This is a genomic window from Moorena sp. SIO1F2 (assembly GCF_010672755.1).
Lineage (GTDB): Bacteria > Cyanobacteriota > Cyanobacteriia > Cyanobacteriales > Coleofasciculaceae > Moorena.
The window spans coordinates 1-10,187 of record NZ_JAAHFV010000240.1 but is presented as its reverse complement, the minus strand read 5'-3'; the positions used below and the strand labels follow the sequence as shown (position 1 = coordinate 10,187).

Annotated in this window: 8 protein-coding genes; 4 read left to right on the top strand and 4 right to left on the bottom strand. The window is 45.3% G+C overall.

The features are described from left to right. On the top strand, nucleotides 1-1,595 hold a 1,595-nt coding region (locus F6J94_RS23460; RefSeq protein WP_293044620.1), incomplete at its 5' end, for a thiamine pyrophosphate-dependent enzyme. 257 nt (nucleotides 1,596-1,852) lie between these two features. Further along, the gene (locus tag F6J94_RS23455) at nucleotides 1,853-2,548 is read left to right on the top strand and encodes a response regulator transcription factor (RefSeq protein ID WP_293044618.1); all 696 of its coding nucleotides are present in this window, start codon (nucleotides 1,853-1,855) and stop codon (nucleotides 2,546-2,548) included. A 68-nt stretch (nucleotides 2,549-2,616) separates the two neighbouring features. Here F6J94_RS23455 and F6J94_RS23450 read toward each other — a convergent pair whose 3' ends face one another. Next, nucleotides 2,617-3,108: a low molecular weight protein-tyrosine-phosphatase gene (locus F6J94_RS23450; protein WP_293044616.1), complete on the bottom strand. Its 492-nt coding sequence runs from the start codon at nucleotides 3,106-3,108 to the stop codon at nucleotides 2,617-2,619. Between the two features lie 171 nt (nucleotides 3,109-3,279). Between F6J94_RS23450 and F6J94_RS23445 the strand changes: the two genes are divergently transcribed. Beyond that, on the top strand, nucleotides 3,280-4,671 hold the full coding sequence (locus tag F6J94_RS23445) for an SGNH/GDSL hydrolase family protein (protein ID WP_229415224.1): 1,392 nt from the start codon (nucleotides 3,280-3,282) through the stop codon (nucleotides 4,669-4,671). 112 nt (nucleotides 4,672-4,783) lie between these two features. On the opposite strand, the gene F6J94_RS23440 is transcribed toward F6J94_RS23445, so the two are convergent. From F6J94_RS23440 to murC, 3 genes are all read right to left on the bottom strand, one after another. Then, nucleotides 4,784-5,137 (bottom strand): YbaB/EbfC family nucleoid-associated protein, encoded by a 354-nt coding sequence (locus tag F6J94_RS23440; RefSeq protein WP_293021557.1) that lies wholly within the window; start codon nucleotides 5,135-5,137, stop codon nucleotides 4,784-4,786. Between the two features lie 459 nt (nucleotides 5,138-5,596). Beyond that, entirely contained in the window at nucleotides 5,597-6,583 is a 987-nt protein-coding gene (gene murB, locus F6J94_RS23435; RefSeq protein WP_293044613.1) for a UDP-N-acetylmuramate dehydrogenase, read from the bottom strand. Between the two features lie 223 nt (nucleotides 6,584-6,806). Beyond that, nucleotides 6,807-8,333 (bottom strand): UDP-N-acetylmuramate--L-alanine ligase, encoded by a 1,527-nt coding sequence (gene murC, locus F6J94_RS23430; RefSeq protein ID WP_293044611.1) that lies wholly within the window; start codon nucleotides 8,331-8,333, stop codon nucleotides 6,807-6,809. Nucleotides 8,334-8,942: 609 nt separating this feature from the next. Here murC and F6J94_RS23425 point away from each other — a divergent pair. Continuing rightward, entirely contained in the window at nucleotides 8,943-9,956 is a 1,014-nt protein-coding gene (locus tag F6J94_RS23425; protein ID WP_293021582.1) for a type I glyceraldehyde-3-phosphate dehydrogenase, read from the top strand. The last annotated feature ends 231 nt before the right edge of the window (nucleotides 9,957-10,187 follow it).

Sequence of the window (10,187 nt, the reverse complement as noted above, 5' to 3'; positions counted from 1 at the left end):
ATAATCAAGAGCCGACCTCTGAGAAAGAGCCAACTAATACTCAAGCCCAACCTGCCGAAGAGCCACCAGCTAATACTCAAGCCCAACCTTCCCAAGAAAAACCGGCTGATTCTGAAGCCAAACCTTCTAATGGTGTTGGTGGGTTGTGCGTTACCTATAATGTTGGTGGACTTAGTCTAGTGAATGCGGTGGCGGGTGCCTACGCTGAGCTAGTCCCCCTGATCGTGATTAGTGGAGCACCTAACAGTTCCCAGCGGCAGCAAAAGTTACTGCTACATCACACTGCTGGTAATTACAATCTACAGCTGGAAATTTTTGAAAAAATTACAGTGGCAGCCGTGAGGCTTACCAGCCCTAGTCAAGCGGCAAGGCAAATCGACCAGACCATTGCTGCTTGTTTGCGCCACCGCAGACCTGTATACATTGAAATTCCCTCAGACATAGTCAATCAACCTTGTCCTGTTACTGGGGAACGTGACTTACCAGAAACCCCAATTATGGATATCAACGCTTTATCAGAGGCAGTTGAAGAGGCTGTAAGTTTGCTAGAGCAATCCCAGCATCCCGTTATTATAGCTGGGGTTGAACTCCACCGCTACGGTATAGCAGACCAACTTACCCACCTGCTGGAGGAGACGGGATATCCCTTCGCTACCACTCTGTTAGGCAAGTCAATCCTCTCGGAAAGCCACCCACAATTCATTGGTAGCTATGCAGGAGCGTTCAGTCAGGAGTATGTACGCCAACGAGTTGAAACAGCCGACTGTATTTTATGCCTGGGTGCCTTCATGTCAGACATTAATCTGGGTGCTTTCACTGCCCAACTGCCCGAAGAGCGATTAATCAACGCTAATTCTGACAAAGTCAAAATCAAACACCACTTCTATTCTCCAGTGTATCTACCGGATTTCATGGCTGGTTTAACTGCCAAACTTCAGAAGAAAAAATCTGATGTCTTGGATATCAAGCCAGCTATAGAGTCTTTGTCTAAACGCTTTGAGTCACAACCTGAGCAAAAGCTAACCAACGCCAGATTCTATGAGCGGATGACTCACTTTATTGATGATGAGTCAATCGTGATTGCTGAAACTGGTGATGCTTTAATTGCTACTGTTGATTTGGTACTCCAAGGAGACAGCGACTACATTGGACAGGCCCTTTACACATCTATTGGCTTCTCAGTTCCTGCCTGCCTAGGAGTCGGTTTGGCTGTTCCTAACCGTAGACCGATTGTGTTTGTCGGTGATGGTGCCTTCCAGATGACCTGTCAGGAACTTTCTACGATTATTAGGCATCAACTTAACCCGATTATCTTCTTAATTAATAATGACGGGTACACTATTGAGCGGGCTATCCATGAAGGCTCGTACAACAATATTCAACCTTGGAAATATCATCAGTTACCCCAGGTTTTTGGCAATAGCTGGAGTTGCCAAGTGCGTACTGAAGGTGAGTTAGAACAAGCCTTAGAACAGGCAAAAGTAAACCAGAATAGTGTCTCCTTTATCGAAGTTCATTTAGATCGCCTCGATTGCTCTGATGGTGTCAAGCGCTTGGGGAAAGCCTTAAGTGCTATGCAAGGATTATCAGACTAGTAGCTGCTCTAGGCCAGAGGGGGGCTGAGTGACTAATTAATCACAAGGGTGCTTCTTTCAGCAAGCCTAAGCTATGTTGTTGTCTAGGTATCTATATTAATTTTACCAGGCAACTCCTATCTCCAGACAGTTCTGATTGAGCTGGCGTCGCCTTTCGGCGACGCTACGCGAACGAAGTATTTTTAGTCACCAATTGAGCACCAGATGACCTAGCTTAAGAGTAGGTTTGTTCTAAATGTCAGTACTATAGTTATCCCATGCCATTGATTATTCTGGTTGCAGATGACGACCTGGGCACTCGTCTGTCTGTAAGCGATTATCTGGAAATGTCAGGTTATTCAGTTATTACTGCTGAAAATGGTCAGCAAGCGCTGTCTATGATTGAGACTTATCACCCTCACCTTCTGGTTACAGATATTAATATGCCGCGAATAGATGGCTATGAACTGGTGAGAAAAGTGCGTCAGAAGCCCCCATTGCGGTTGTTACCTGTTGTATTTTTAACCGAACTCAATAGTACCAATCAACGCATCAAGGGTTATCAGTCGGGGTGTGATGTCTACCTACCTAAGCCCTTTGAGATGCAAGAATTAGGTGCAGTGATTCAAAGTTTGCTAGTGCGATCGCAAATGATTCATACGGAGTTACGATTCTCATCACCACAGACTACAAAAGAGCCGGTTGATAAACCGGCATCTAGATCAATCAACTCCGTAGAGATTAATCATCAATCAGGGAATAATACCCAAGCTCATGCTCTACAGCTGACCGAGCGGGAACAGCAAGTATTGAATTTACTGGCTACAGGTTTATCCAATGTCGAAATTGGTAACCAACTACACCTGAGTCCCAGGACAATCGAGAAGTACGTTAGTCGTCTGTTCAGAAAAACTGATACGAGTAACCGAGCCGAACTCTTACGATTTGCCTTAGAACACCATTTAATCAAATGAATTCATCCAGTTAACCACCAATGGCACAAAAGCTAAGTTCACCATTGGCAATTAGTACTTGGAAGTGTTTAGTTTTGCCTAGTCTTGGTGTAATTTTCAACAACGTGTTCCAGCAGACCTTCGCAAGCGTCTAGCAGTAAATCAATCACCTTATTAAAACCCTCTGGTCCACCGTAGTATGGATCGGGGACTGAGCGCTCGGTGTGATGACGGGCAAAATCACACATTAGCCTTACTTTATCTTTATACTTCCCAGCTGGATCAAGAGAGATAATATCTTCGTAGTTTTGCTGATCCATAGCTAAAATCAGGTCAAATTCTTCCAAGTCAGACCGATTAAACTGCCGTGCTTTCCCCTGGAGTACAATCCCCCGACGTTTGGCAGCTGCTGTCATACGCCGATCCGGGGGAGAGCCAATATGATAACTGGAAGTACCAGCGGAATCGCCGACAATTTGGTCAGAAAGATTTGCTTGTGCTATCAAGTGATTCATGATGTTCTCAGCTGAGGGAGAACGGCAGATATTACCAAGGCAGACAAAGAGTAACTTGCAGGGCATGGGTATATTATTTGGTCAACTACGAGCTGCGCCGTGTTAAGTTTAGCAACGAAATTGCTCTATGGGATAGTTGAACCCATGTGGTGGGATGTCGCTTCATGGTTCAATGTCTAGCAACGCAGTGATTTAAAGACACCAACTTGTAAAGGGATACCTCCTAATTTAACGGTTATGCAAGGAAGAGATTTACTATTTAAGTCGCGCCGTAGCCTTTACCGCAAGCGCCGCCGACGGTTTAACCTACTGACGATGCTCGCAGGGATAGTTCTAAGTTTGATGATTGTGGAATTGTTGGCTCGTTTATTAGTGGCTGCGGTCGGCAAAATTAATGAGATAGCTACCTACAAGGGGGCACCCAGAGATTTCACTGTTTACCGTCCCAAGTTCGTTGACCAGACACAGCAGCTTTATGATGGATTACCAGACATTGGTGATCTAGCTGTCCAACGGGATCTAGCTGTAGGTTACAGTTTATTAGGGAAGCAACAGAGTGATTTCTGGCGCATTAATGAGCAGGGTTTCCGGGACGACGACCCCGTTCCCTTGGTCAAACCCAAAAATGAAATTCGGATTTTTTTGTTAGGTGGCTCGACAGCCTTCGGTCAAGGGAATGCCAATAATCAAGTTACCATAGCCAGCTACTTAGAAGCTCGTCTCAATCAACGGATAAAACAGCAAAGGCGTTCCCCACAGAAATACCGGCCAATGACCTTACCCCCCTCTGAACCGGAATTAAAGCAAGCACTTGCTCTGCCGCCAAAGATTCGAAATGGTAAGTATCGTGTCATCAACGCCGCAGTACCAGGGTATACCTCTGGCAATGCACTAGCTCAGTTAGCTCTCAAAATTTTACCTTACAGCCCAGACGCAGTAATAGTGTTGGGTGGATACACAGATTTGATCACCCCCAGTGACCAAAATTTAACAGATATTCCTAACACAGAAGCCTTCTTACAAAATGCGACTGGGCATTTTTGGACTCATCTCACCCAGCAGTTGAAGCATTTAGTTACAAAAACTTATCTCGCTAAAGCAATCACATACTGGGTCTTTGATCCTCAGCCGTCAGTGAGTCAGCGGTCTCTAGTGGTCAGGGGGGAGGTTATGCCACTGAAGAAGTATCTTCCTCAGAAATCCGATGAACTGGAACGTCGATTGACGCGCTATCGCAATAACCTCAGACATATGCTGCGTTTAACAGCAGGACAGGGAATTCCTTTACTAGTTGCTGTCCAACCAGAAATAACTGGTCGTGGCAACAAAACGATCAAACCAGCAGAAAAGGAAATTTTGCAGCAGTTAGGAAAAGTTTACCAAAAACAAGTGCAAGCCAATTATCCCAAATTGGTGGTAGCGGGTCAGCAACTGGAGAAAGGCTTTCCCAAAAATATCAAGGTTCTCAACTTGTACACAATTTATCAAAACTTTCCCGAACTCGCCTTTAATGATGCCATTCACTTGACAGAAGCAGCCAATATAGAGGTGGCTAAGAGCTTATATTATGGACTTACGTCACTGCCAAAGCTACAGGTAGCTTCGTTTTACTCAAATATTGATAAATAGTCAGGCATTAATAGGATATTCGGCATGAGGTTTGGAACCATTGAGAATGATTAATTTCCTCATGCCTCTAGTTTTTTCCTACGGAATCCCGAGCGGGGATTGACCGATCAGGTTATAAACCTGGCAAATTTAACCCACTGGTAAGTTGTTCCATGCGTTCCCGCATAGTGGCTGTGGAGGTCTCATAGGCATTTTTCATGGCTGCTAACACCAGTTCAGATAAAACCTCAGCTCCTTGATTGATAGCATCCTCAGAAATCTCTACACGTAGGGGTTCCTGATTGCCACTGAGAAACACCTTCACCTTACCGTCTTCCCCTGATGTTCCCTCAATTTCCATTTGCTCCAACTGATCCTGGAGCTCTTTGGCACCCTTTTGAACTTCTTGAGCTTTTTTGAAGGCTTCGGCTAGTTCTTTCATCTTGCCGAGACCGAGACCAAATCCTTTTCCTTTGTCTTGTGTCATAAAAAATCCCAGTTAAGTTTAGAAACCCCATGTCTAATGACCGGGGATGAAAAACAAACATCAAGCGCGGTTTGAACCGCTGCCCAAGTCGGCACGAAGTCCAGTCCATGGGCAACGGGTGCGCTGACATTAGAAATCCTGTGCTGATTTACCTTTATCTATTGTGTATCTATCGTGTATCTATTGTGGTGCTATTGGAATTTTCCTCACCTTAACAGCAATAGGAAATAGGGGAATAAATTCCCGGTGTCGTTATTCATACATGGGCTGAAGCGATATAGTTAACTTCCTGCCGTTCTTTTCTAGTTTAGCCAAGCACAAATATAAACTAAAAATTGATCATGTTGGTGATCAGCTTGGTGATCAGCTTGGTGATCAGCTTTGAACTGATTCCCCAACAGGATCGGTTTTGGGATATCCACTGGAACCATAGCAGGGGATAAATCCCCTCGCTAGTTTTTATCCCTGCTCTAAAGACATAGGGCTTTCAACTGCTAGTTTTTTGGTAAAATCACCTAAAATCCTCACTTCTGGCTCTAACCACAGTGACCAGTGCTTTTCTACTTGCTCCTGTATATGGTGGATCATGCGGAAGATATCGCTAGCCTTAGCATCACCACAGTTCAGTATAAAGTTGGCATGGCGTTCAGCTATTCTAGCACCACCAATTTGGTAGCCTTTTAGACCAATTTGTTCAATTAGCCAACCAGCAGCATAGGGGTCAGGGTTGCGGAACACACTGCCACAACTAGGTAGGTGGTAAGGTTGGGTAGTGTGTCGTCTTGCCAAATGCTCCGATGTCATTGAGCGCACCTGTTTTGGGTCAGCACCTGGTTTTAACTGAAATGTGGCCTGGGTGACTATGCGATCGCTACCTTGAAGGATTGAGGTGCGATAGCTAAAGCCTAGGTCTTCGCTACTGAGTTGCGCCATTGAGCCATCAGGAGATAGAACATCTGTATTAAACAGAAGATCAGCTGTGGAATTTTTGTGGGCACCAGCATTCATCACCACAGCACCACCAACGGTTCCAGGTATGCCCACAGCCCACTCTAGCCCTTCCCAGCCTCGTTTGGCAGCCTGCCATGCCAGACTGGCAATCGGTACACCAGCACTGGCGGTAATTCTGCCTGTATCTGCATCAAAGTGAGTATGGCGCAGATAGCGAGTACAAATTACCAAACCCGGCAAACCGATATCGCTGACTAGAAGGTTGGAACCCGCCCCTAACAGGGTTAGGGGTAATTTTTGGGAGTGAGCCCACTGGAAACTAGCTTGTAGGTCTTCTAGGCTCCGAGGGGCGACGTACCACTGAGCTGGACCTCCCACACGAAATGAGGTGAGCTTGGCTAAGGATACCTGGGACTGTAGTGGACAATTGGTTCCTGGAATATACAACTGTAACTGGGAAGGAGTTTTTTTCTGGGTTAGCACGCTAGTTATCATCAGGAAAATCAGGGTAGAGATTCGGATCTACACGCAATGAGAATAATGCCGATCCGTTTTTGGCAGTGAAATTGGCTGAAGTTGCTAGGGGGTAGAATACCTAGAAGAGTTTGTGGAAAGTTGATTCACGAATATCATCGAGACTTGAGATCATACTGACCTTCTCTTACGGTCTATAGTTAAAATTCCCTAGCTTGATTCACAATTATTGATGCTTTCGGGCTTAACTTTGGTTAACTAAGCCGTCATGCTGTTGGTAAAACCCCATTACCTTAGGAATAATCTGATTCAGATTACCGGCTCCCAAAAATAGGGCTAAGTCCCCAGGACAGAGAATTTGGTTCAGAAACTCTACCACTGATTCGAGAGTTGGTTTGTAATGTACATCCTTATGCTTAGATGCGATCGCCTGATAAAGGTTTTCCCCACTAATTTCTCCTAAATCTGGTTCCCCAGCACTGTATATATCACTGATAACCACCAAGTCAGCGTTACTAAAGGAAACACTAAACTCGGGGAGAAACCTCAGGGTACGACTATATCGGTGGGGTTGGAAAATTGCAATTATTCGCTGGTCAGCGTTGACCTGGATTCTTGCGGCAGCTAGGGTTGCCTTAATTTCACTGGGGTGGTGAGCATAGTCATCCACAAAACTAATATCATTGCACCTGCCCCGCAGCTCAAATCGGCGTTTGGCTCCCTCAAAGCTAGCGATCCCCAAGGCAATTGCCTCAAACTCCAACCCCAAATTTCGTCCTACTGCTACTGCGGCTAGGGCATTGCTGAGATTATGTTTGCCTAGCAATTTCAGCTCCAACCGACCTAAAACCTGATTGCCTTCCCAAACTCTGGCGGTAGTGCCATTAGCTTCATAAGTTACATCATCAACGCTATAGTCGGCCCCCATATCTCGCCGTAGACTATAGCTGATATTCGGTTTTAGTTGCGATCGCACTGTCTCGCAATCAATACATCCCACTAACTTCTTACAGCGCTTGGCGAAAGCCTGGAATATTTCAACAACCTCCTCTAACTTCTGGTAATGGTCTGGATGATCCAGCTCAATATTGGTTACTACACCAATCTCGGCGGAGAGCTTAACCAACGAACCATCGGATTCATCAGCCTCAGCAACCAGTAATGGTCCATTTCCCAGCCTGGCATTACCACCGATAGCATCCACCTCACCACCGATAATCATGGTGGGGTCACAACCGGCTTGCCACAATAGATACCCGATCAAACTACTGGTTGTAGTTTTCCCATGAGTTCCAGCGACTGCTATACTGTAATAGTCTTCAATCAACGCCGCTAGTAAATCTGAGCGATGGAAAATTGGGCAACCTAGCTTTTTTGCTGCCTGGTACTCAGAGTTCAATGGGTTAATTGCTGTGGAACAGATAACTTGAGGCAAGCCTAAACAGGGGTCAGCTACAGATATAGTCGGACTTGATTGTGAGATTTCTGTGAGCGCTTTTGGATTCAAACTCGTGCTAACCCTTTTAGCTGCTACGTCTTCACAAGCTGGTGCGTTCCTGGATTGGAAAAATTCTAAGTTGGCGGCACACTGCTGTTTGAAGATATGAGCACCTACTGCTTGCAAACTTTGCGTGATATGCGTTGTCCGAGTATCTGAGCCGGATACTCGGAATTGGCGTTTTGCTAGGATGTAGGCAAGAGCTGACATCCCAATTCCGCCAATACCAATGAAATGAAATGGTTTATTACTGAAATCAACAGTCTTTGGCATTTTAACTCCTTACACACCACACCGCACACGCCTAATTTGCCAATAACACGCGCTATCATATCAGGAAAAATAGAGATCGAGGAATAATTTTTGATAAATAAGTACATCTGTACTGTCAAACAGGACAATACTTAAGTTTGATAACGTAACTGTTACATAACTGATTCTTGAGTACCTAGATTATTGTCGTATATATTAGACGTCAACCAGACTTCTCAATCCGGAAAAACGTCCCAAGACCCATAAACACCCATAAAATAGCAGTAGAGCAGAGCTAGTGGTAATTTTTTGACTTATCTCTATCACTGCCTCCTTTGGGGGTAATGGACCTACATACCAAACTAATCGGTTGAGACTGGTTAGGGGAGAGGGGTTTGGGGATGGTGTGAGTAAAATCAGGTTGCCGAGGCAATATCAGATCTGTGCCATCCCCAGAGCGGACTCTCCTGCCAAAACTTCCAGCTTTAGGGTAAAGTATACCCATCTGGTTTAAAAACGAGTACATCAAACCACATAAGTTCAGTAAAAGTTTCAAATTGTTTCAGCCTTTGCGATATTATTGGGATCATTAAGAAAATATTTACTTTGAATTACAGAGGGCAAGAAGTAGTGATTAGAGTAGCGATCAATGGTTTTGGACGCATCGGACGCAACTTTATGAGATGCTGGCTGACTCGGGAGAATAGCCAGTTAGATATAGTGGGAATCAATGATACCTCTGATCCCAAGACAAATGCCCATCTGCTCAAATACGACTCAATGTTGGGCAAACTTGATGCAGATATCAGTTGTGATGAAAATTCCATAACAGCTAATGGAAAAACTGTCAAGTGTGTATCCGACCGGAACCCCTTGAACTTGCCCTGGGACTCTTGGGGTGTTGACCTAGTTATCGAAGCTACTGGTGTCTTCCGAGATCAGGATGGAGCTGGCAAGCATATAGCTGCTGGTGCTAAGAAAGTGCTAATCACTGCTCCTGGCAAAGGAGACGTCCCCACCTACGTCATGGGTGTTAATCATGAAGACTACATCCACGAAGGAAATGACGTGATTAGCAATGCTAGCTGTACTACCAACTGTCTAGCTCCCTTTGCCAAAGTACTGCATCAACAGTTTGGCATTATCAAAGGAACAATGACCACAACCCACAGCTACACTGGTGACCAGCGGCTTCTTGATGCGAGCCACCGGGATGTACGTCGGGCTCGGGCAGCAGCGCTCAACATTGTCCCTACCTCTACTGGTGCGGCCAAAGCGGTAGCCCTAGTGATTCCCGAACTGAAAGGGAAACTCAACGGTATTGCTCTGCGGGTGCCAACTCCCAATGTGTCTATCGTTGACTTGGTAGTTCAAGTGGAAAAAAGTACCATTGCTGAGCAGGTCAATCAAGTGCTCAAAGAAGCAGCTGAAGGCCCACTCAACGGAATTTTGGCTTACGGCGACGAACCTCTTGTTTCCTGTGATTACAGGGGTCATGATGCTTCCTCAATTGTGGATTCTAGCTTAACTATGGTCATGGGTGGCGATATGGTTAAGGTAGTTGCCTGGTATGACAATGAGTGGGGCTACTCTCAGCGGGTTGTAGATTTGGCTGAGTTAGTTGCCCAAAAATGGTCGAATTAGTTGTTAGAGCCTAGTTCGTAAAGCAAGAGACTGGGGAAGAGTGTTGATTCGTTAGGGTTCATAGTTGATTGAACCAATACGTTTAACCTATTCCCCTCTCTCGCTCATCGGTCTCCCAATGTTGTGGTAGGTCTGTTTGATAGAATAATTTTCGTGCCTAGTTATCGAACAATTTAAGGTTTTGTTAGTCGTTTCAGTTGATTGAACCAGACTAATTAGCCTGGTTCAATC

Excerpts from the sequence above, each read along its gene's own strand:
- F6J94_RS23440 (WP_293021557.1), bottom strand. The coding sequence starts at position 5,137 with ATGACACAAGACAAAGGAAAAGGATTTGGTCTCGGTCTCGGCAAGATG.
- murB (WP_293044613.1), bottom strand. The coding sequence starts at position 6,583 with ATGATAACTAGCGTGCTAACCCAGAAAAAAACTCCTTCCCAGTTACAG.
- murC (WP_293044611.1), bottom strand. The coding sequence starts at position 8,333 with ATGCCAAAGACTGTTGATTTCAGTAATAAACCATTTCATTTCATTGGT.
- F6J94_RS23450 (WP_293044616.1), bottom strand. The coding sequence starts at position 3,108 with ATGCCCTGCAAGTTACTCTTTGTCTGCCTTGGTAATATCTGCCGTTCT.
- F6J94_RS23445 (WP_229415224.1), top strand. The coding sequence starts at position 3,280 with ATGCAAGGAAGAGATTTACTATTTAAGTCGCGCCGTAGCCTTTACCGC.
- F6J94_RS23455 (WP_293044618.1), top strand. The coding sequence starts at position 1,853 with ATGCCATTGATTATTCTGGTTGCAGATGACGACCTGGGCACTCGTCTG.